The organism is Neochlamydia sp. TUME1 (genome assembly GCF_000813645.1).
Lineage (GTDB): Bacteria > Chlamydiota > Chlamydiia > Chlamydiales > Parachlamydiaceae > Neochlamydia.
On record NZ_JRXI01000081.1, the window covers coordinates 1 to 21,237 of the forward strand.

Here is a 21,237-nt window from a genome sequence, read left to right on the forward strand (position 1 = left end):
TTAAATTAAATTCTGTACTTTTAGAAACTTCTTCATATGAAGCCGACGAGCTTTTTTTTCTTCTCCAGTAGATTGAAAGCATCGTGCAAGCCCGAAAGGAAAGTTAAAGCTAATAAACAAAGCGTCATGTATCGATACCAGCCTGTGTAGCTTCTCACCTCATAGTGGTCAAGTCCAATTTCTCCTTTAGAAGTTTCAAAGCATTCCTCGATCGTCCAACGACTTCCTGCAGCTTTGACCATATCTTGTAAAGTAACATTATTGGGACAACAAGCTATATAATAAGCTACATCGCGAGGGTCTTTCATGTTACGTCTTAATAAAAGCCAACGTGTCCACCCTTCAGGGCTATCTGAATTGACTTCTAGACGATACCAATGATAATAGCGTTCGCCTTTCGCTCCTTTTCCTGCCGATAAACTCTGCCAATCTTTTGGCTTAATTTCTGCAAGAAAGTGGCTGACTGGACTTCGATCAAAATCTACGCTCACATGGTAATTAGAGGGTACAGCTAATATATAAGGACAGCATTCTTTCTCTAGATAAGCTCTTAAGGGATAAACTCCATATATCTCGTCTCCCATTACTTAAAGAAGGTCTGATCCCATGGCCGAAAGCTCGCTGTAGCATCAACATGGCTAATTGTATTTTCGTTTTGAATTTAACTTCTTTAGATATACCAGCTCTTGCTCTACGTTCTTCATCTAAAAACCATTCTTCAGGGATATATAGCTCTCGATCAATTAGTACCTGGCCTTGGTTAGTTGCATAGGAAAGGAAAACCCCTACTTGGCAATTTTCAATTCTTCCTGCTGTTCCACTATATTGTTTTGCCACTCCTGCTGAATGCTTACCTTTCTTTAAAAAGCCCGTCTCATCTATAGCTAGCATACCGCCTTCTTTATCTTTCAATACTTCCATTTGCAACCTATCTCTGATTGCATCTGCTTGCCATAAACCACGGCGTAGTAGATGTTGAAAAGCATACGGGGCTTGTAAGCCGGCCTCTTCTGCCAATTGCCAGGTGTTTTTACGTTCTGCTTTGCTCATTAACCCCCATGTATATTGCAAAGCTACTTGTCTAGCTTCTTCTCGACTAAAAAAAGGCCTTAAAAATAAGGCTAGCTCTTCTTTTTTTTGTTTTATAGTTTGGTTTATTGCTTTCAATTCCATTCCTCACCTCCCTACTTAACAAATAAAATAGCATACTATATTTTTTATTACCACTGTAGTATTAGGGCCTCCTTACCAAAATTCTATTATTCTGAAATGTGGTGAGAAATCACGGTTATCAAATTTTTTGCTGGCGTTTTTATAAATTTTCAGTATTGTCTAGAAAAAACAATTTTATTTTTGCCATTTAGCTGCAAGCATACTTTGGACAAAAATTATAACTAGCTAAAAAATGGATAACCATATGAATCAGCTTTCATCAGACTCTCTTCATATCCACCCCTTAATATTTCCTGCATTTGAGAAAAAAGAAGAACATGCTAGCTATTCTACAAGAGGTACTACGGTCTGTGAAGAGATTAGTTTAAAGATATTTAAGGAATTAGAGTTCCAAGATTTGTGCCAAGCCAAACTCATATGTAAAGAATGGAAGCAGTTAATTGAAAGCAGTCCTTTAGCAGAAGACATCTACAGGATAGGTTTAAAACGCGCTATTCAAAAGAACAACCCTCTACGCGATAAAGTTTGCGCAGAAAAGCTAATCCAAGAAGCATATTGCATAGAAAAACTAGGAGATATTTATCAGGATAAAGGTACATCCGAAACGTTACTTCAAGCGGCAGGGCTTTACAATTATGCGTTACAAATTGTTTCTGATGATAAAAAGAGATTTTTTGAAGAAAAGCTTTTGAAAGCTCAACATTTACTTATCAAGTCATGCCAAGGAAAAGTTTTAGATAATAATAGAATAAGAAAAGAATTCAAGGGCAATCGCCAAGCATTAAAAAAGTTTAGAGAGGAAATAGAGAAGATGATTCAATCTCTTCCAGAAACTCCTTCTTTCCAAGAAGTGAAAGAGCTTTATGGTAAGATTGCTCAGGATATAAAGGCTTTTTTTAGCTTACTAGTTAATCAGGCGATTAATGTCTTAGGCCTTGCCCCTTGCGAATATGCTATGATAGGCTTTGGCTCCTTAGCTAGGGAAGAGATGACTCCTTATTCCGATCTAGAATTTGGCATTCTTATAAAAGAAGATAGCGATGCAAATAAGAAGTATTTTAGGAATCTTACAAATCTAGTTCACTTGAAAGTCATCGATTTAGGAGAAACCATTCTTCCTGCTTTAAACATTCCTTGCTTACAATCCATAAATTTTTTTGATGGTATTACACCACGAGGCTTTGCCTTCGATGGGGCAGGAGTAGAAGGAAAAGGCTGCAAAACCCCTTTCGGTAATGGTAAAACATTTGAGCTTATCCGGACTCCTGAAAAGATGGCCCAATATATTGCTAAAGATGAAAAAGGACAGTGGTGGTATGAAAAAGAGCCTCATCTTCCTATGGAGCTTTTAACCTTTACTCATTTACTAGGTGATCCGGCGCTAACTCGGAAATATGGTGAAAAGCTTCAGAAAAAGCTTGAGATTGCTTATCAAGAAGGATTTACCCTTCGTCAGCATTTAGCTAAGAAACACCTTGTGCTGGTTGATATGGAGGCTTTCGATCCAAGAATGGGCGATTTAAGTAGTCAGGGCATGCTCTTTAAAGTTAAAAATGATCTTTATAGGTTTCCTCATTTGGCTTTGGACCGACTAGCCCTTTTCAAAAAGATAGGATCCTCTAATAGTTTTGCTAGAATTGATGAGCTGAACAAGCTAGGAGTTATAAAAAATAGCGCTGCTGTAAAGCTAAGCGAGTGGATGAGTATAGCGTTATTTATGCGCCTTAAAACTTACTCGCATTATCAAGCGCAGCAAGAGATGATGAATCCTCTAATTAAACATTTTGGGTTTGATGACCCAAACCTCAACAATAAGCAGTTTACTTTAGATCATAAAGCTTTAGAAAAGATAAAAAAAATTTACCGTGTTTTTATTCCTTTTCATCAAGCTATGCAAGATTTTTTAGCAGGCCAGGAAGAAAGCCTCCAATTATCAGATTTAGAGGATAACTCGCCGAAGGCACAAGGTGATATAGCCTTAAGACTCTTTCAATATAAAGAAGCAAAAAAGTGGTATCTTTTAGAAAGCGAAGTAAGCCCGCAAAATTCGCTGATTTTAAGTGCTCTTGGGGTTATTTATTACGATCAAGGTAATCTAAGGCAGGCAACTGAGTATGGACACAAAGCTCTGACCATTGATCTCGAGCTTCTTGGTGAAAATCATCCTAAGGTGGCAATCGATTACAGCAATTTGGGAGCAATCTACAAAGACCAAGGCAATTTAGACGCGGCAGCTGTGTATATTGAAAAAGCACTAGCTATGGACCTTAGGCTTTTTGGTGAAAATCATCACAGATTAGCAATCGATTATAGCAATCGGGCACAAATCTACCAAGACCAAGGCAATTTAGGAAAGGCAGCTGAGTGCTGTAACAAAGCCGTTGCTATTGACCTTAAGCTTTTTGGTGAAAATCACCCCGGAGTGGCGGTCAATTACAACAATCTGGGAGCAATCTACAAAGATCAAGGTAACTTAGACACAGCATTGGTGTATATTGAAAAAGCACTAGCTATTGACCTTAAGCTTTTTGGTGAAAATCATCCCAAGATGGCAATCGATTACAGCAATCTGGGAGTAATCTACCAAGACCAAGGCCATTTAGACAAGGCTGAAGAGTATAGCACTAAATCACTTAACATTAATCTTAAGCTCTTTGGTGAAAATCATCCTAGTGTGGCTAGAAGTTATAATAACTTAGGGAACATCTACAAAACCCAAGGCCATTTAGGTAAGGCAGCAGAGTATAGTACAAAAGCTCGTACCATTGATCTTAAGCTTTTTGGTGAAAATCATCCTACGGCGGCAGGCAATTACAGCGATCTGGGAGCAATCTATAAAGAAAAAGGCAAGTTAGACAAGGCGGAAAAGTATGCTACTAAAGCACTTATCAATAATCTTAGGCTTTTTGGTGAAAATCATCCTACCACGGCAGACAATTACAACAACCTAGGACAAATCTACAAAGCCCAAGGCCATTTAGACAAGGCCGAAGAGTATACCATTAAAGCGCTTGCCATTAACCTAAAGCTTTTTGGTGAAAATCATTTCAACGTGGCCGGCGGCCACACAAACCTGGGACGAATCTACCAAGATCAAGGCAAATTAGGCAAGGCGGAAGAGTACAGCACTAAAGCGCTTAATATCGACCGTAAGATTTTTGGTGAAAATCATCCTATCGTGGCTAGGAGTTACAATAGCCTAGGAAATATCTACCAAGACCAAGGCCATTTAGACAAGGCTGAAGGGTATAGAGCTAAAGCACTTACCATTAACCTTAAGCTTTTTGGTGAAAATCATCCTAGTGTGGCTAGAAGTTATAATAACTTAGGGAATATCTACAAAGCCCAAGGCCATTTAGGTAAGGCAGCAGAGTATAGTACAAAAGCTCGTACCATTAATCTTAAGCTTTTTGGTAAAAATCATCCTACCGTGGCAGACAATTACAGCAATCTGGGAGCAATCTATAAAGAAAAAAGCAATTTAGACAAAGCGGAAAAGTATATCACTAAAGCACTTACCATTAATCTTAAGCTTTTTGGTGAAAATCATCCTACCATGGCAGCCAATTACAGCGATCTGGGAGTAATCTATAAAGAAAAAGGCAATTTAGACAAGGCTGAAGGGTATAGCGCTAAAGCACTTGCCATTAATCTTAAGCTTTTTGGTAAAAATCATCCTACGACGGCAGCCAACTACAGCAATCTGGGAGCAATCTATCAAGACCAAGGCCATTTAGACAAGGCGGAAAAGTATACTACTAAAGCACTTAACATTAATCTTAAGCTTTTTGGTAAAAATCATCCTACGATGGCAGCCATTTACAGCAATCTGGGAGCAATCTATCAAGGCCAAGGCAATTTAGACAAGGCGGAAAAGTATAGCACTAAAGCGCTTACCATTGAGCTTGAGCTTTTTGGTGAAAACCATCCTACCGTGGCAATTCGATACAATAACCTGGGAGTAATCTATAAAGAAAAAGGCAATTTAGACAAGGCCGAAGAGTATAGCACTAAAGCGCTTACCATTGACCTTAGGCTTTTTGGTGAAAATCATTTCAGCGCGGCAGCCAATTACAGCAATCTGGGAGCAATCTATCAAGAGCAAGGCAATTTAGACAAGGCCGAAGAGTATAGCACTAAATCACTTACCATTAACCTCAGGCTTTTTGGTGAAAATCATTTCAACGTGGCCAGCGGTTACACAAATTTGGGACAAATCTACCAGGAACAAGGCAAACTAGGCAAGGCTGAAGAATATAGCACTAAAGCGCTTACCATTGACCTTAGGCTTTTTGGTGAAAATCATCCTACCGTGTCAATCGATCTCAACAACTTAGCACTAATCTACCGAAAACAAGGTCGTTTAAATAAAGCGGCAAAATATAGCACTAAAGCGCTTGCCATTGACCTTAAGCATTATGGTGAAAATCATCCTACCGTGGCAATTCGATACAATAACCTGGGAGTAATCTATAAAGAAAAAGGCCATTTAGATAAAGCGGCACATTGTAGCACTCAAGCGCTTGCCATTGACCTTAAGCATTTTGGGGAAAATCATCCTAATGCGGCAATAGATTACCATAACTTAGGGCTAATCTACAAAGATCAAGGAAATTTAAAACAGGCGCTCGAATATATTAAAGAAGCTCTTAGGATTAGCATTAGAGTGTACGGCATCCATCATCCCACAGTAACAGCCATTAATGCAGCTCTTAAAAGCTTAAATACGTCTTTATCCAGAAAATTATGAAAAAGTTAACTTTTAAGGTGGTTCAAGCTCTGCATATCAAAATCGGATGAACCGCATATTAAATGTTGACCATCTGGAGGTGTGCCCTTGTCTACCTGGGAGGCCATACACGAGACCCCTAGTATAAAGTAAGTTACATCTGCTGTAACTTACTTTATACTAGGGGTTAGCTTAGCAATTTAGAAGCGATAAAGCTGCTGCAGGCGAGCAATACGATCATCTAGAGGAGGATGGGAAGCAAACCATTGCATGAGCCCTTTTTTTGTCCCTGAAATTTTAAAAGCGTTGATCGCTTCTTGATTTTGATTAGGGTCTTTAACTTCAAAGTTGCTTTTCAAAGCTTGTAAGGCAGCAATCATAGAAGAAGCACCTACTAAGCGTGCACTTCCTGCATCCGCTCTATATTCGCGATAGCGAGAAAAGCTTGCGACTACAAGGCTGCCTAAAATCATAAAAACGATTTCTAAGCCAAAAACAATCATTTGGTACATAAAAGGGGAAGGTTCCTCATCACGCTCTTTGGAGAAAGTTTTGCTAATACCATAAGCTACTATTCTTGCAAGGAACATTACAAAAGCATTAATGACTCCTTGTAATAAGGTCATAGTTACCATATCACCGTTAGCTATATGAGTGATTTCATGGCCGATGACTGCATCCACTTCATTTTTTTCCATACGCTCTATTAAGCCTGAAGAAACAGCTACTAAGGAATTAGAACGAGAGGGTCCTGTGGCAAAGGCATTAAGTTCAGGGGAATAATAAATGCCTACTTCTGGCATTTTAGGTAATCCTGCTTTTTTTGCTAGCTGATAGACTGTTTCAAGCACCGCACGTTTTTGTAAGTCGGTGGTATGGGGATCGATCATTTCTAGTCCGACCATCCATTTGGCCATCACCTTGGATAAGAGTAGAGAAATAACGGCTCCTCCCATCCCCCATAATAAGCAGAAAATGGCTAGAGAAGGTAAATTGATCCCTTTTTTCATCAAAAAAGGTTGTAGATTAAAAAAGTAGGTAATGAATGAAATAAAGGCGACAACTAGAAAGTTAACAACGAGGAAAAGAATAATACGTTTAGCAAAGGCCATAAATAGACTCCCATTTTATCAGACGTTCAACGTAATCTTACAATTTAAAGGTTTTAATTGTGAATGGATTTCTGCTTGCGAAGGGCAAGTCTTAAGAAGCAAGATTTCTTGGCTAGAAGGTAGCTATTCAGGTTCGTGTATTTCAAACTTCTAGTAGGCATTAATTTCGGTATTTGAAAAGTTTTTTTAATTGCTAACTACTCAACACAAGGCGAATAATTTTCTCATCATTATTTTTCACTTATTTTCTTGTATATAGGCATGTAAGATTCTTAATCTTGCATTTATTTTAAGCAATTTGGTGAGCATTTTATCCGGCTAAAAGCTTTATCTTCTAACTTCTTTTGTAATTTGTCGTTAGTAAGAAAAAAACGCCTGTGGGTAAATTTCTTGGAAGTAACCTGCAGCGTACTTTTAGGTAGGGGGAGACAAATATTCATGCGAAAAATACTGATTTCATCATTCTATTAATCTTAAGCTACCTTTATTTCTCTATTGAGAAAATGTGCTACCCCTCCTTTTCTGACACTGAATAATCTCTTCCATTGTTGCCAATATTTGTGCAGCCCCTCTAAAGTTTCCTGCTCCATTTCATATAGAAAAATTCATAAAATATAAAAGATGCCTGGCAGGGTTAAATCTAATAGAACCAGATTTTAAGAGTGTTAAAGCAGAGTTTCTTTATCATAGGAAGTTAAATACTGATGCCAGGCTAAAGCTCCAGCGCCTATTGTGCCGGCGTCTTCAGTGAAAGTGGCAGGTAAAATTTTAAGCGTGGAAGTGGCTGCTTTTAATGCATAATTTTTAACTCTCTTTTTTATATAATCCACAGCTTCGGGTAACCCATGAATAACACCGCCTCCTAAAATTAACCTTTCAGGATTAAAAACATTAATCATATTGCTACAGCCAATCGTTAAAGCTTCCATGACTTCATTTAGAATTTGGCCTGCTACGATATCGCCTTCCTTGTAGGCTTGAATGACAAGCTTTGCTGAGGTAGCGGAAATATCTCCCTCGGTAAGGTCTAATAAAGCTTTTCCTTGGGAAGGATTTTTGTATACCCATTCTTTGGCTTTTTTGGCTATCGCCCATCCTGAGGCCATCGCCTCGAAACATCCATGGCTTCCACAGGTGCAAGGTGGACCGTTCATTTGAATAATCGTGTGGCCTAACTCGCCCGCACAGTTAGTGTAGCCAGACATTACTTTGCCTTCATTGACTATGCCGCCGCCAATGCCTGTGCCAACAAATACACACACAATATTATTGCTGCCTTTTCCTGCGCCATTTAGCCACTCTCCCCAGGTAGCTGCACGTCCATCATTGGTAATCGTCACAGGCAAGGAAGTTACGTCTTCAATCTTTTTCTTTAAAGAAATGTTATGCCAATTTAAATTGGGAGCAAAAACGAGGGAACCATCCTTAGCGCTGACCTGCCCGGGTACACCCATTCCAATCCCGCAGATAAAACTTTTACCCAAATCATGAAATTCTTGAATCGTTTGAATAATCTCCTGTTCAATCACTTCTTGCTTGCGATTAGCTTGGGTGGAAATTCTTTTTTTGTGATGAATAGTGCCATAACGATCGACCAAGCCTATTTCAATCTTAGTGCCTCCAATATCCATCCCAATTGCATATTTTTTTGCCATGCAGTTAGTCTCCTATTTTAAAGGTGGATATAGCTAAATAATAATTATAAATAAACAAAGTTATTGGTAATTTTGCCATTTATCTATGAAGGGTACAAAAACTAGCCTAATCTGGTCCAAATATAAGCACGATGATTAGGAAAGAAAATTTGACTTCAGCTGTTTCACTAAGCTATCCTGTCGTCTGTAGAAGAAAAAGCAACGCTAGGCCGCCCATAGGAATGAGAAAATTTTTATGAAAACTTTGATAGTAAGGCCTTCATCTCTTTCAGGTGAAATGCAAATTCCTTCTTCTAAGTCACAAACGCATCGGGCCATCTTATTAGGATCCTTAGGAAAAAATGTTTCTCTTGTCTACCAGTATTTAAATTCTCCCGACTGCCTGGCCATGATGAAAGCTTGCCGTTATCTAGGAGCTAAAATTACTGCTCACGGCGATCATCTACACATTGAAGGTATCGGAGGAGAAATTTGGGGAGCAGAAAATGTGATTAATGCCCATAATTCTGGCATAGTTTTACGTTTTATTTCTGCCATTGCTGCTTTAGGCACGCATCCTATTGTAATTACAGGGGATGAATCAATCCGGCATCAACGGCCTATGCATGTCCTTCTTAAAGCTTTAGAGCAATTGGGAGTACAAGCGATCTCCACGCGAGGAGATGGATTTGCGCCTGTGATTATAAAAGGACCTTTAAGGCCAGGCCGGGTTGTTATAGAAGATGGTTCTGACTCTCAAAATATCTCTTCTTTGCTAATGGCTGCTATCTTTTTAAAAGGTACTTTAGAGTTAGAGGTGCATCAGACTGGTGAAAAACCTTGGCTTGATTTAACTTTAGATTGGCTTAAAAGATTAAAAGTGCCTTATGAAAACCATGGCTATAAAAATTTTAAAGTGCAGGGAATAGGTAGTTATGATGGCTTTGTATATGCCGTACCAGGAGATTGGAGCTCTGCGGCTTTTCCTATAGCTGCTGCTATCGTTACCCGGTCGGAAGTGGTGCTTAATAACCTTTCTATGCATGATCTGCAAGGAGATAAAGCTATTGTCAATATTTTTAGACAAATGGGTGCTGGCATAGAGATTGATGAGCAGGCCCACAGCATACATGTCTATCCGAGAGCATCTTTAAAAGGTATTACTGTAGATATCAATGATTGTATAGATGCTCTTCCTATCCTTGCTGTCGTGGCTTGCTATGCGGAAGGCCAAACTTCGATTATAAATGCAGCGGTAGCGCGTCAGAAAGAATGTGATCGCATAGCTTGTATAGCTACAGAATTAAATAAAATGGGAGCCCTTATTCAGGAGTCTCACTCGGGCCTCTGTATTACAGGAAATCCATTAAAGGGAGCCTCTGTTTTTTCTCATAAAGATCATCGCATGGCGATGGCCTTAGCGGTAGCGGGAATGGGCGCAAAAGGTGAAACAGCTATTTACCATTCTAATTGTATTGAAAAAACATACCCAACTTTTGTTCAAGATTTTAAGCGCTTAGGTGCTCATATAGAGGAAGTTTAAAAGTAACTTTTAAGGAAAATGTTTTTACCAACTAATCTTTTATCGTATGGATAGGGAAATTCTAACATGAATATTATTTTAGCGGGACCGCCACTAACGGGAAAAACAACGTTAGGTAAGCAAGTAGCCTGTAAATTCGGTTGGCCATTTATCGATACCGATAGGCTAGTTGAGAAATGTTATAAAAATGAAAAAAATATTCAAGCTTCTTGCCGCGAGATCTTTAAGAAAGAAGGGGAGAGTCAATTTCGTGTGTATGAGCATCAAGCTATTTTATCCTTGCAAGGTTATACCCATTCGGTTATTTCTCTAGGTGGAGGAGCTTTAGAAAAGCTAGATAATGTAAGGATTCTTAAAAAAACCGGCCAAATCATTTATATAAAGACTTCTTTGGCACTTTTAGAAAAACGATTATTAGATCATTCACTTCCTTCCTATCTGGAGAATGAAGAAAAACCTTTGGAAGCTTTTCAGAAGCTAGTAAGAAGGCGCTCTCCTTTTTACGAATTATATGCTGACCAAATCATTGAAACAGGTTCCTTAAGCCCCTCTCAAATTGTAGCAATTATTTACGAGAGTTATCATGGCCAGTAATTCAATGGGAAATATTTTTAGAATTACCACATGGGGTGAATCCCATGGGCCTGCCATCGGCGTAGTTATCGACGGTTGTCCAGCAGGTTTACTGTTGCAAGAAGAAGACATTAACCAAGCATTGGCTTTACGTGCTCCTGGGCATAATATATACACTTCGCCTCGTCAAGAGAGCGATCGATGTCAAATCTTATCAGGTGTTTTTGAGGGTAAAACTACGGGCACTCCTATTTCTATTTTTATTAAAAACAGAGATGTGGACTCTAGCAAATATGAGCCTATCCAGAACCTTTTAAGACCAGGCCATGCTAACTTCACCTATTTAGAAAAATATGGTCTTTTTGACTATCGAGGAGGAGGGCGCTCATCAGCAAGAGAAACAGCCTGCCGAGTGGCAGCAGGAGCGGTGGCTAAAAAATTATTAAGGCATTACGATATTCAGGTTATAGCTTATCTTTTGCAAGTGGCTAATATAGCCGCAAAAGTTTCTTTTTCATCTGATCTTTTCGAGAGCGTTTATAAAAGCCCTATCTACTGCCCGGATGCAAAAGCTGCTAAGCCTATGCAAAAGGCTATCATGCAAGCAAAAGAAGAGGGGGATTCTCTAGGAGGAATAGTGGAATTAATTGCTCATAACCTTCCTGTGGGATTAGGAGATCCTATTTATGAGAAGCTGGAAGCCAATTTGGCTAAGGCGATGATGAGTCTGCCTGCTACCAAGGGTTTTGAAATTGGCACAGGCTTTCAAGCAGCAAAGATGCCAGGTTCTACCCATAATGATTCCTTTCAGCATCAACAAGGAAAGATTACCACTGCTACTAATCATGCCGGTGGGACATTGGGGGGAATTTCTACTGGAATGCCTTTAATAGCACGTGTGGTATTTAAGCCTCCCTCAAGTGTGATGAAAGAGATGGAAACTGTTAATAGGCAAGGGGAAGCAGCTACATTTAAGCTGCCAGCAGGCTCGCGTCACGACCCTTGTGTCGCTATTCGAGCCGTGCCGGTAGTGGAAGCTATGGCAGCGCTTGTATTAGCGGACGCTCTTCTTATGAATCGGCTATCGAGGTTAGAGTGATTTGCATAGTCATTTTAGGACCGACCCTAGAAGAAGCACGCCTGCAAATTCAGCAGGCCAGCTTGCATGCTGACTTAATTGAACTGCGTTTAGATTATTTTATTCATCGCGAGCCTACTACCCTTAAGAGCTTATTAAAGGAATTTCCTTTACCGATGATTTTTACTCTGCGTTCTAAATCGCAGGGGGGGCATTATCCTTACGATGAAAAAACCCGTTTACAAGAAATTAAATGCTTGGCTGCTTGTAAGCCTGCCTATTTAGACATTGAAGCAGATGTGCCTCACGCTTTTATAACGCAAATAAGCCAGGATCAGCCGGGCATTAAATTGATTATCTCTTACCACCATTTTAAAGATACTCCTGCAAATCTGAAAGATATTTTGGATAAATTGCCTGCCATAAAAAATGGAATCTACAAAATCGCTACTCATTCCTTTTGTACTGTTGATACATTAAAACAAATGTATGAGGCTAAAAATCAGCAAAACATCATCTCCATTAGCATGAGAGAAGATGGGCAAATAAGTCGAATTTTAGCTCCAGTTGTTGGAAGCCCAATAACTTATGCTAGCTTGGATGAGAAGTGTAAGGCAGCACCAGGCCAGCTACCTGCCCAGCAGCTGAGGGAAACCTATGGCTATAAAGCTTTAAACCTTCAAACGGCGCTATACGGCCTCATCGGAGATCCTGTATCAGCTAGCATAGGCCATCTCACTCATAATGCTCTTATGCAAGCTCTTAATTTAAATGCAGTTTATGTAAAAATGCGAGTAAAACCCCAAGAGCTTAAAGTTTGTTTGAATCTCATGAAAAAATTAGGATTTCAAGGGTTAAGTGTCACCATGCCGCTTAAAAGAGAAATTATAGGCTTTTTAGATCAGGTGGATGAGGAAGCTCTCGCGATGGGGGCTGTAAATACTTTACTATTAAAAGACGGACAATGGATAGGCTACAATACGGATGGCAAGGGTGCTTTAGAAAGTATAGAAACGTGGGGAACCGTTAAGGATAAGAAAATTATTCTTTTAGGAGCCGGGGGTGCTGCCCGCGCGATTGCTTTTGAAGCACGGCGCAAAGGAGCGGCACTCATCATTTTAAACCGTACTATCCAAAAGGCTGAGCAGCTAGCTGATGATTTTGGTGGCCAAGCGGGAAGCTTGGAAATGATGCAGGCATATTTTCAAGCTGGCTATGACATCTTAATTAACTGCACTTCGCACTCCTTTCCTATAGCTCCTAGTAATCTTAGCAAAGAAGCGCTTGTTATGGATATTACTTCCAATCCTAAAGATACTGCTTTTTTAAAAAGCGCCATCAAGAGAGGCTGCCGCATTGTATATGGATATCAGATGTTTATTAGACAGGCCGTCAAACAGTTTAAGCTTTGGTTTCCTGAAAAAATTGATGAAAAAGATGCTTTAGAAATTTTAGAAAAGAAAGCTTTAGAATCTTTATTTGTTAAGTAAATTGTTTAAAAGTTAATCTGCATGATTGCCTATCCCTCTTTATTTTTTGAGCTAACCCATCTGATTAATTTCCTGTGTAATTTCTTGATGTATTGCCTAGTCTTTGCTATCATATTACCTGCTGGGTAAAAAGAACATTTAATTAAGATAAGGCTTGTTGATGGCAGATTCTCTAGAGTTTATAGGTATATCCAAAGAATTTGGTAATGTAAAAGCCCTTCAAGATGTTACTTTTTCAATCAAGAAAGGAGAGTTCTTCTCTCTCTTAGGTCCTAGTGGCTGTGGTAAAACCTCTTTGCTGCGTATTGTAGCAGGTTTTGAACGTCCCACCCAAGGAAAGATTCTTTTAGATGGGCAAGATATTACTCATATTCCTCCTCATCAACGTCCCGTTAATACTGTCTTTCAAAATTATGCGCTTTTTCCTCACCTTAATATTTGGGAAAATATTGCTTTTGGTCTACGTGTCGCTAAAAGATCTCAAAAGGAAATCGATTTTGAAGTAGACCGCATGCTGCATTTGATTCAGCTTAAAGAATTAGCCTATAAAATGCCTGATCAAATTAGCGGAGGGCAAAAGCAACGCGTAGCTATAGCAAGAGCATTAATTAATAAACCACGAGTCTTATTGCTAGATGAACCTTTGGCAGCGTTAGATCTTAAATTGCGTCAAAAAATGCTACTGGAATTAGATTTGATTCATGATGAGGTAGGTATTACCTTTTTATTTATTACCCATGATCAGACTGAAGCGATGGCGGTGAGCGATCGTATTGCTGTTTTGCGCCAGGGTAGCCTTGAGCAAATTGGAACTCCTATTGAACTCTATGAAGCTCCTAAGAGTAGCTTTGTAGCAGCTTTCATTGGCGATACTAATTTTTTGGACGGTCATGTAGCTGAAAAAGTTTCTCAAGACTACAGCCTTTTAACATTAGATAATTTTCCCAATGTTCTTTGCTTCAATGACAAACAGCTTAACGTGGGGGACCTGGTCCATCTGAGTGTGCGTCCAGAGAAAATGCATATCTCTCGAGAGCAACCTCCTCATCATCCTCGTCATAATCAGGTACCCGGAGTGGTTGAAGACGTGGTATATAAGGGAGCGCACACAAACTTTTGGGTAAGAGTTGAAGGGCATCGCATTGCTGTTACTCAGCAACACCGCCGCTTTTTACTGGATGAACATCCCATTCGCTGGAATGATAAAGTGTGGATATGGTGGCACGCAGATGATGGCTTTATTTTAGAAAGATACAATCCTCAAGTTTCAATTGAAAAGCAGGGCGAATAAAATGAAGAAGGCTAAGTTAGAAGAGCTTGCTCTAACCATACCCTCTTTTCTATGGCTCATTATTTTCTTTTTTATTCCTACGCTTGTGATCTTTACTTTTGCCTTTAAGCCTAGTGATCCTTTTGGAGGCATAGGGGAGGGATGGACCTTAGAGAATATTTATACTTTGTTAGACGCTAGCTATTTATTGTTAATATGGCGAACTGTTTGGTTGAGTGTGCTAACTACAGTCTTCTGCCTTGCTTGTGCACTTCCGGTTGGCTATCAGCTTGCTCGTGCTTCCACAAGAACACGTCAGCTTATCTTATTATTAATTATTGTGCCTTTTTGGAGCAGTTTTCTTGTACGTATTTTTGCCTGGAAAGCTTTATTGCATCCTGAGGGCTTTTTTAAAAATTTCTTAGTGCAATTACATCTTGCAGATCCCTCCGTATCCCTTCTCTATAATTCCGGAACGGTTTTATTAGTGATGGTCTATACCTACTTGCCGTTTGCTGTTCTACCCATCTATGCTTCAGCTTCAAAATTTAACTTTCAATTGCTTGAAGCTGCAGCAGATTTAGGTTCTACTAGGCTCTATGCCTTTGTGAAAGTTTTTCTCCCTTCTATTCGGAAAGGACTGGGAACAGCTACCTTAATGGTGTTTATTCCTGCTATCGGTGCTTATGTGATTCCTGATCTAGTAGGAGGGACGCAAAGTGAAATGATAGGTAATAAGATCGCTCAACGTACTTTTATAGATCGCAATTTACCTTTAGCAAGTGGCTTATCGGCGTTACTCTCCATCATTATCCTACTGCCCATGAGTATCTTTACCCTTATACAAAGTAAAGCTAAGAGATTAAGCTTTGAAGGGCGAGCAAAAGAATGAAAAAAAGCCGGTTCCCTTTTATCATTACTATTATCGTTTTGATTTTTCTTTATCTTCCCATTATTGTGCTTTTTATTAATTCTTTTAATGATTCGCGTTTTGGGGGAGAATGGGCGGGATTTACCTGGAAATGGTATGAACGTCTTTTACGCGAGCGAGCCTTGTGGCAATCTTTTCGCAACTCGTTAATTGTAGCCTTAAGCGCTACTTTTGCCTCTTCAATTCTAGGAACGACAGCGGCTCTAGCCCTTTATCGCTATAAGACGCGCTTTCAAAAAGCCCATTATGGTTTAGTTTATGTACCTTTAGTCATCCCAGATATTTTGACAGGGATGAGCTTGCTGTTATTGTTTATGGCTTTAAATATTAAACTAGGTTTGTTTACGGTGTTTATCACCCATACAACATTTTGCCTTAGTTATGTGACAATGGTGATATTAGCTCGCCTGCAAAATTTTGACTTCTCCATTATTGAAGCAGCCCAAGATCTAGGAGCTAGCAGTTGGACGGTATTTCGCAAAGTTCTTATTCCTTTGCTTGCTCCAGGCATTGCGGCAGGCGCCATGTTAGCTTTTACTCTTTCTATAGATGATTTTGTCATTACTTTTTTCGTGGTAGGCCAAGGGACAACTACTCTACCTATCTACATCTATAGTATGATAAAATATGGATCCACCCCTGTGATTAATGCATTATCGGTAATTTTATTGATCTTTACTTTTATAATTATTTGGCTGACACAACATTTGTCAGAGGAGTAGTATGAGAAAGTGGCTGTTTTTTATAATCGCCTTTGTCTATTTAGCCATTCTGGTCACCACTTGCAGTACCCCTGAGAATGAACTACATTTGTACATTTGGGCCGATTACATTAAACCTGAGCTTATTGAAAAATTTGAGCAAGAGCATAATTGCCGAATCGTATACGATACTTTTGATAGCAATGAGTCCATGTACGCCAGATTAAAGTTAGGCGTTACAGGATACGATGTGATCTTTCCTAGTGGCTATACCTATGAGTTAATGCTGCAGCAAAAAATGTTGAATCCTATCCCTATCAGCTCGCTTTCCTATTTAAAAAATCTTACTCCTCATTATACGCCTGAAAAGTTTGAGGAGGGCAGTGTCATCTATGGAGTACCTTTTGCGATGAGCTACAGTGGAATTGCTTATCGGAAAGATAAAATTAAGGTGGAAGATCAAAGTTGGGGAATATTTGGTCGATTGGATATGCGAGGACGTATGACCATGCTTAACGACCTGCGGGAAACATTAGGAGCAGCTCTAAAATATTTAGGCTTTAGCGCCAATAGCACAAATAGAGAAGAAATTAATCAAGCGGTTGATCAGCTGCTCGTATGGAAGAAAAATCTAGCTAAATTTGAAAGTGAACAGAATAAACATGGAATCGCTAGTGCTGAATACATCGTGTCGCAAGGATACAATGGTGATATGCTCCAGGTTATGAGGGAAAATAGCCACGTAGGATTCTTTATCCCTCAGGAAGGATCTATTATTTCGCTTGATTATGCTGTTGTTCCGCAACACGCTCCCAATCCTAGCCTAGCACATGCTTTTATTAATTTCTTATTGGAAGGAGCGGTAGCTGCAGAAAATATGCAATTCACTTGTTTTCCTTCACCCAACCAAGCTGCTTATGCTCTTTTACCTAAAGAATTGCAGGAAAACCCCTCTCTTTTTCCTCCTCAAGCAATATTAGATAAATCCGAGGTACTTAGATATTTAGGAAAAGATGGCGAGCTTTACAATCAGGCTTGGGATAAAGTTAAAAAGAGTTAAACTTGACCCTAGAAGCTTGCTAGTGAGAAAGCTAAAAATTATGAAAAAGGAAATGAGCGAGGACCGGGGAGCATTTCCATCACTTGATTATTGAATCTTATAAAGCTGTTTTTAAAACCGTGCTAATATAGCTGTTTAAGCTCATATGATTTAATTTAGCTTGGACGCTAAGCTTCGCATGCAATTCGGGTGAGAGTCGTAAGTTAAATTTTCCGGAGAAAGGCTTTTCAGGTTCTTCTTTTCTTTCTGCACAAAAAGCAAGATAATCCTGCACAGAGTCTTTGAAAGCCTGCTCTAGTTCATCAACTGTTTTTCCCTGAAATGTAATGACGTCTCTTATTCCCAGAATTTCTCCGTGAAAAATTTTGGCTTCATCATCATAGACGACATGACCCGTATATCCTTTATATTTCATCATGGTTTTACTCCTGCATTTTCTAAGAAACGCCGCATCGAAACTAGAGCGCCTTTATCAGTCTCTTTTTTAGGATGAGGACGGTGGAAAGTAGCCCGTATGCCATTTAATGCAATTCGTATGCGCGATCCTTCTCCCTCGGTAATCTCCGCCTCAACATGGCGTAATAGAGCTTCTATATCTTTCCAGACAACATTTGATTGAACAGGCTGTTTGAAAATCGCTTCAAGTGTACGCTGATGTTTCTTGCTCATATCCTACATGGTACTAAAATATGGTATTATTATACAATCGGAAAATTTATGAGCTAATAAGGAACCAAACTGGGAGGATGAATGGCGCTAAACGAAAACGCTTCTAAATAAGTGTCCTAGTTGCCATCAGTGGTTGCAGCATAAAGTGGCTTAAGATAATGAGAACAGGCTCATATCATAGTCTCGGATGTAGGTCCAGTGAGCCTAACTTTCTTCCTTCTTTACCTCTCCAATATTTCAGCTACTTGTACGCGGTTTGCTAAAGCAAAGGGATTCAAAGGAATAAAAGTTTTTAAAGAGATAATCTAAAGAGAAAAAGCCAAAGCAAGATGGCTGCATGACTTTAAGCCCCATGGGCTTATCAATGATAAAAGCCCACTTTTATCTTTACAAATTATTCCAAGAAACATTTTTAATGTTTCTATACTCGACATCATATTAAAAGACGAGGTATGAAAGCTATTTAGATAAGGTTGTAATTTATTTGATGAAGGGAAAGAGAGAAAGCTTATAAGCTTGGTTTAAACTTATCGAAAAACATAAGATCTAGTATTGAACAAAAGTTGCTTACGCTTAATGATAAAATTTTGCTAGGTAAAAGCTCGATGTTTAAAAATAGTAGAGACTCAATTTAAAAATATTTTTTACTGAGCTAGTAGATTAAAAAAATATAAAGGAATGTCGAGCCTTAACCCAACTTGAAGCTATCTAAGTTTTCCTATCCAATTAAGTATCGTCCTTCTTGTACCGTAAGAACGGTAACACCATAGGGCTCTACTGCCTCCTTTAATACATCGACATGCTTCTCATCTGTAAAGGCAAATTGTATATCTTTGCCAAGTTCCGCATGACCAGTCACCAGGCTTTCTCCTTTAACATCTAGCTGATAATTTTTCGAATCAATGGTGCTGGAAGCCCATACTAGCGGAAAAGAATTCTTAATTAGAGATGCCTGGCTAGGGGATAACTCTAAAGGTTTTACTTGATTAAACAGTTTAAGAATCTTTCGTATCTCTTGTACTTGGCTTCTTAACAAGTTCTTTAAAGTGATTGTTTGAGTGCTATTTAGTTTGGGCAATCCTTGAAAGATTTCTATTAAATCTTCTTCCTTAGGGATCCTTATTTTTCTTGCTTTATAGATTCTTTTTCCCCCACCTTCTATTTCGACTAAGATAGTATAATTGTAGCTATCTTCTTGGGCGGTGGCCTCGCAAACCATTCCTAGTTTCCTCTCCCCAGAAGATCGAGGAACCACTACAATTTGTCCTTTGGTTAAGATTTCTTTCTCATTAATTTTTCTGCCACGTTTTGGAAAAGGAATCCCAATTAATTTTCCTTTTGCTTCCCATCCTTCTTCTAAAGGGGATTTTTGGAAGATAGTTTCTGCTTGTAAAGCTTTTGCTAAAATTTTTGTTCGAATATGGTGCTTTAACCTAGGCCATCGAGTAGGATGCTGGTTCATCAATATTAATCTTAATACAGCTATTTTTAAACGATTGGTACTTAATCCAAGCATAGGATCAAAATTCAGAATTTTTTCTATTTCTTTTTGGGTATCAAATAAAGAGCGTGAATTTTGCGCGTAAGCCCAACAGGTTTCAAAGCCATTCATAGCCATCCCCGATAAATTTTCCTTATTCACTGCTACAGGAGATATTCCTAACCCAAGCTCGCCTGTGAGAGGAGCAAGTTTGTAATGGAGTAAAATACCAGTGGATACTAAGGTAGGTGCTTTAAAAATTTGTTTCCCTGTTTTATCAGCTGCTTGAGCGATCCTTTGCATTAAAGGTAGAGCGGCAGAGCGGGAGCATGTTATCCATTGAATTTTCTTTCCCTTCATTTTTCTATGCAAGGCTTGATTAATAGAAAAAATTTCTTTACGATAAGCTTGCAGTGTAGTTTTTAAATAATTTTTATCTTTAAGCTTTTCAGGAGGTATGCCTTGATGATTTAAATAATGCTGAAATCTAGCTAGAATAGGGTGGATATTATCTTCATTTTTTAAGGGAAAAGGGCTCATTTCCTCAAATTTTTCATTAAAAGTTAAACTAGCAAGCTGATGGTCAAGGGTGGTAAATTCAAAAATAAGCCCCACAGCTTTATTCTGACTGCTTAACTTACTCAATGCATCTGCTAGTTGGCCTGCTAAAGGGTTTTCAGAAGATAGGCTAGCCTGTATTCTACTTATCCTTTTTATCTCCACTTCCATTCTTTCAAATGTTTCATAATCCAACTCTTCAAAGGATTTTCCAGAAACATAAGTAGAAAATCTAAGAAGATCATTAATATTTATTTTCTCTTTAAGGTTCCTAGGAGATCTTAAAATATTTTTAGAGGTAGGTGATACTGGATACCTGACGGGTGGGTTTTTCTTTAAACCCCGAAGTCTACCATTTTCTTTAGGGGAAAGGGGAAGGACTAAATTTTTGGGATCTAAAACATTCTTGCCCTTTATCAAAATTTTATTACAAGAGGGTGAACTATTTGCAGGAGAAATAACGACAATTACGTTTTTGCCTGTAAGGCCCTTTTCAAGCCAAACACGAGCAGCAACCTTCTGAAAACATACTTTTAGCAGCACACCATAAATTAAGCAAATCAAGCGTTTAAGTGGATTAAATGCTTTGCTTTTATCTTTTAAAATGGCTAGGCGAACTTCTTTACCCTTCCAATTAGCAATTACTTCTTGTTGGAGAGAATAAGCATGCTTTTTGTAGTAAAAATTCTCTTCATTGCCACTAATTTCAACTTGCTCGTATGTTAGAGCCATAAATAATCCTTTTTCTTAGTGAGGGAAGCTAAACATAATAATACTAAAGACATGAGTGATTGCTCTAATTTTAGCAGAAATCTTAAGTAAAAGCCTTGTTTTAGGCAATAAATTAGTTTAGGTAAAAAAGTATTCTTTTAACTAATTTTATAACTCTACCGCTTGAAAATTTAAAAAACAAAAATAATGATTATTATCATTAGCTGCTTTCTGAAATGTCCATTCGATCGATTGTTTGCCCCTGATAAACTCTTTATCGGTTTTCTTTCTCATCATGGCATACTAATCATTTTTGTTGCTAGAGGGGACAGTTTGAGAGGCGCATAGCCTTTCAATAAAAGTCTGTTATGTTAAATATTTATTTTTAAAAAAGAATCAAACCTTTATATTTGACCGTCATCTGCTTTGGTTCTCTGGAGTGAATATAAGGAAAGTGGCAAGAAAAAGTAAGAAATGATGGCTACAACTCAAAATGTGCAAATATTATTAATTTTTATAAAAAGC

At 38.7% G+C, this 21,237-nt stretch carries 15 protein-coding genes and 1 pseudogene; 9 read left to right on the forward strand and 7 right to left on the reverse strand.

Going from position 1 to position 21,237, the window contains the following annotated elements:
- Positions 1–32: 32 nt before the first annotated feature.
- Positions 33–1,173, reverse strand: a pseudogene (locus DB41_RS11215) (IS701 family transposase).
- 244 nt (positions 1,174–1,417) lie between these two features.
- On the opposite strand from DB41_RS11215, the gene DB41_RS03455 reads away from it, so the two are divergent.
- The gene (locus DB41_RS03455; RefSeq protein WP_039384329.1) at positions 1,418–5,923 is read left to right on the forward strand and encodes a tetratricopeptide repeat protein; all 4,506 of its coding nucleotides are present in this window, start codon (positions 1,418–1,420) and stop codon (positions 5,921–5,923) included.
- Positions 5,924–6,102: 179 nt separating this feature from the next.
- On the opposite strand, the gene htpX is transcribed toward DB41_RS03455, so the two are convergent.
- Together htpX and DB41_RS03465 are read right to left on the reverse strand one after the other, a co-directional pair.
- Positions 6,103–7,014: a protease HtpX gene (htpX, locus tag DB41_RS03460; protein WP_039384331.1), complete on the reverse strand. Its 912-nt coding sequence runs from the start codon at positions 7,012–7,014 to the stop codon at positions 6,103–6,105.
- Between the two features lie 665 nt (positions 7,015–7,679).
- Positions 7,680–8,669, reverse strand: a complete 990-nt coding sequence (locus DB41_RS03465; protein WP_039384333.1) for an ROK family protein — start codon at positions 8,667–8,669, stop codon at positions 7,680–7,682.
- A 235-nt stretch (positions 8,670–8,904) separates the two neighbouring features.
- Between DB41_RS03465 and aroA the strand changes: the two genes are divergently transcribed.
- The 8 genes from aroA (at position 8,905) to DB41_RS03505 (ending at position 17,294) form a co-directional block, all read left to right on the forward strand.
- Positions 8,905–10,191, forward strand: a complete 1,287-nt coding sequence (gene aroA / locus DB41_RS03470) for a 3-phosphoshikimate 1-carboxyvinyltransferase (RefSeq protein ID WP_039384334.1) — start codon at positions 8,905–8,907, stop codon at positions 10,189–10,191.
- Positions 10,192–10,257: 66 nt separating this feature from the next.
- On the forward strand, positions 10,258–10,785 hold the full coding sequence (locus tag DB41_RS03475; RefSeq protein ID WP_039384336.1) for a shikimate kinase: 528 nt from the start codon (positions 10,258–10,260) through the stop codon (positions 10,783–10,785).
- The gene (gene aroC, locus DB41_RS03480) at positions 10,775–11,863 is read left to right on the forward strand and encodes a chorismate synthase (protein WP_039384338.1); all 1,089 of its coding nucleotides are present in this window, start codon (positions 10,775–10,777) and stop codon (positions 11,861–11,863) included. The genes DB41_RS03475 and aroC overlap by 11 nt, the downstream gene beginning before the upstream one ends.
- Positions 11,767–13,332 carry a shikimate dehydrogenase gene (gene aroE / locus DB41_RS03485; protein WP_080502381.1) on the forward strand — a complete coding sequence of 522 codons (1,566 nt, stop codon included), beginning with the start codon at positions 11,767–11,769 and terminating at the stop codon, positions 13,330–13,332. Before aroC ends, aroE begins: the two co-directional genes overlap by 97 nt.
- Before the next feature lie 160 nt (positions 13,333–13,492).
- Positions 13,493–14,623 carry an ABC transporter ATP-binding protein gene (locus DB41_RS03490; protein ID WP_039384339.1) on the forward strand — a complete coding sequence of 377 codons (1,131 nt, stop codon included), beginning with the start codon at positions 13,493–13,495 and terminating at the stop codon, positions 14,621–14,623.
- Between the two features lies 1 nt (position 14,624).
- Positions 14,625–15,494 carry an ABC transporter permease gene (locus DB41_RS03495; protein WP_039384341.1) on the forward strand — a complete coding sequence of 290 codons (870 nt, stop codon included), beginning with the start codon at positions 14,625–14,627 and terminating at the stop codon, positions 15,492–15,494.
- Complete coding sequence (locus tag DB41_RS03500; protein WP_039384343.1) at positions 15,491–16,255, forward strand: ABC transporter permease; 765 nt, start codon at positions 15,491–15,493, stop codon at positions 16,253–16,255. Before DB41_RS03495 ends, DB41_RS03500 begins: the two co-directional genes overlap by 4 nt.
- Position 16,256: 1 nt before the next feature.
- Entirely contained in the window at positions 16,257–17,294 is a 1,038-nt protein-coding gene (locus DB41_RS03505; protein ID WP_039384345.1) for a PotD/PotF family extracellular solute-binding protein, read from the forward strand.
- A 97-nt stretch (positions 17,295–17,391) separates the two neighbouring features.
- Here DB41_RS03505 and DB41_RS03510 read toward each other — a convergent pair whose 3' ends face one another.
- The 4 genes from DB41_RS03510 to DB41_RS12500 form a co-directional block, all read right to left on the reverse strand.
- Complete coding sequence (locus tag DB41_RS03510; protein ID WP_039384346.1) at positions 17,392–17,712, reverse strand: type II toxin-antitoxin system HicB family antitoxin; 321 nt, start codon at positions 17,710–17,712, stop codon at positions 17,392–17,394.
- Positions 17,709–17,963 carry a type II toxin-antitoxin system HicA family toxin gene (locus DB41_RS03515; RefSeq protein WP_039384348.1) on the reverse strand — a complete coding sequence of 85 codons (255 nt, stop codon included), beginning with the start codon at positions 17,961–17,963 and terminating at the stop codon, positions 17,709–17,711. The genes DB41_RS03510 and DB41_RS03515 overlap by 4 nt, the downstream gene beginning before the upstream one ends.
- A 718-nt stretch (positions 17,964–18,681) precedes the next feature.
- Entirely contained in the window at positions 18,682–20,733 is a 2,052-nt protein-coding gene (locus tag DB41_RS03520) for a hypothetical protein (protein WP_039384350.1), read from the reverse strand.
- Positions 20,734–20,880: 147 nt separating this feature from the next.
- A complete protein-coding gene (locus tag DB41_RS12500; RefSeq protein ID WP_255350905.1) occupies positions 20,881–21,009 on the reverse strand; it encodes a hypothetical protein in 129 nt (42 codons plus the stop codon).
- Positions 21,010–21,237 lie beyond the last annotated feature (228 nt).

What these genes read in the sequence shown, in the direction of transcription:
- DB41_RS03455 (WP_039384329.1), top strand. Translation starts at nt 1,418, where the DNA reads ATGAATCAGCTTTCATCAGACTCTCTTCATATCCACCCCTTAATATTT.
- htpX (WP_039384331.1), bottom strand. Translation starts at nt 7,014, where the DNA reads ATGGCCTTTGCTAAACGTATTATTCTTTTCCTCGTTGTTAACTTTCTA.
- DB41_RS03465 (WP_039384333.1), bottom strand. Translation starts at nt 8,669, where the DNA reads ATGGCAAAAAAATATGCAATTGGGATGGATATTGGAGGCACTAAGATT.
- aroA (WP_039384334.1), top strand. Translation starts at nt 8,905, where the DNA reads ATGAAAACTTTGATAGTAAGGCCTTCATCTCTTTCAGGTGAAATGCAA.
- DB41_RS03475 (WP_039384336.1), top strand. Translation starts at nt 10,258, where the DNA reads ATGAATATTATTTTAGCGGGACCGCCACTAACGGGAAAAACAACGTTA.
- aroC (WP_039384338.1), top strand. Translation starts at nt 10,775, where the DNA reads ATGGCCAGTAATTCAATGGGAAATATTTTTAGAATTACCACATGGGGT.
- DB41_RS03490 (WP_039384339.1), top strand. Translation starts at nt 13,493, where the DNA reads ATGGCAGATTCTCTAGAGTTTATAGGTATATCCAAAGAATTTGGTAAT.
- DB41_RS03495 (WP_039384341.1), top strand. Translation starts at nt 14,625, where the DNA reads ATGAAGAAGGCTAAGTTAGAAGAGCTTGCTCTAACCATACCCTCTTTT.
- DB41_RS03500 (WP_039384343.1), top strand. Translation starts at nt 15,491, where the DNA reads ATGAAAAAAAGCCGGTTCCCTTTTATCATTACTATTATCGTTTTGATT.
- DB41_RS03505 (WP_039384345.1), top strand. Translation starts at nt 16,257, where the DNA reads ATGAGAAAGTGGCTGTTTTTTATAATCGCCTTTGTCTATTTAGCCATT.
- DB41_RS03510 (WP_039384346.1), bottom strand. Translation starts at nt 17,712, where the DNA reads ATGATGAAATATAAAGGATATACGGGTCATGTCGTCTATGATGATGAA.
- DB41_RS03515 (WP_039384348.1), bottom strand. Translation starts at nt 17,963, where the DNA reads ATGAGCAAGAAACATCAGCGTACACTTGAAGCGATTTTCAAACAGCCT.
- DB41_RS03520 (WP_039384350.1), bottom strand. Translation starts at nt 20,733, where the DNA reads ATGGCTCTAACATACGAGCAAGTTGAAATTAGTGGCAATGAAGAGAAT.
- DB41_RS12500 (WP_255350905.1), bottom strand. Translation starts at nt 21,009, where the DNA reads ATGATGAGAAAGAAAACCGATAAAGAGTTTATCAGGGGCAAACAATCG.